Annotated in this window: 1 protein-coding gene; it reads left to right on the top strand. The window is 70.6% G+C overall.

Annotated features, from left to right (window positions below):
• Window positions 1-16: 16 nt before the first annotated feature.
• Window positions 17-708: ArnT family glycosyltransferase (locus IG08_RS0153290; RefSeq protein WP_030622156.1), on the top strand; the 692-nt coding region annotated here is incomplete at its 3' end.

Raw genomic sequence — 708 nt, 5'->3', positions numbered from 1 at the left:
ACCTGGAGTACGTGTCATGACGACCCTCGCCCCGCCGCCCGCGGCGCCCGCCCAGGAACGCAGGCACCGGGCCGCGCCGCCCGCCCCGAGCAGCCGTGTCCGCAGGCTCTTCACCGGCGCCCCCGACGACCCGCGCTGGGCCCGCCCCACCCTCTGGGCGATCCTCGTCCTGGCCACCGCCCTGTACGCCTGGAACCTCTCCTCCGTCACCGGCAACACCTTCTACAACGCCGCCGTCTACTCCGGCACCAAGAGCTGGAAGGCCTTCTTCTTCGGCGCCCTGGACTCCGGCAGCTTCATCACCGTCGACAAACCCCCCTTCGCCCTCTGGGTCATGGGCCTCTCCGCCCGCGCCTTCGGCTACGGCACCTGGCAGCTCATGCTCCCCATGGTGGCGCTGGGCACCGGCTCCGTCGCCCTGCTCCACCGCATGATCAAGCGGGACTTCGGCGCGATGGCCGCCACCATCGCCGCCCTCGCCCTGACCCTGACCCCGATCACCGTCGCCATCACCCGCGACACCAACCCCGACCCCGTCCTCGTCTTCCTCATGCTGCTCGGCGCCGCCGCCCTCATGAAGGCCGTGCGCACCGGACGGATGATGCCCCTGGTCTGGTCCGGGGTCGCGATCGGCTTCGCCTTCAACACCAAGATGATGCAGGCCTACGTCGTCCTGCCCGCCTTCTTCCTCGTCTACCTCTGGGCCGC

Source organism: Streptomyces fulvoviolaceus, from assembly GCF_000718165.1.
Classification (GTDB): Bacteria; Actinomycetota; Actinomycetes; order Streptomycetales; family Streptomycetaceae; genus Streptomyces; species Streptomyces fulvoviolaceus.
This window is presented reverse-complemented; position numbering and strand designations above follow the sequence as displayed.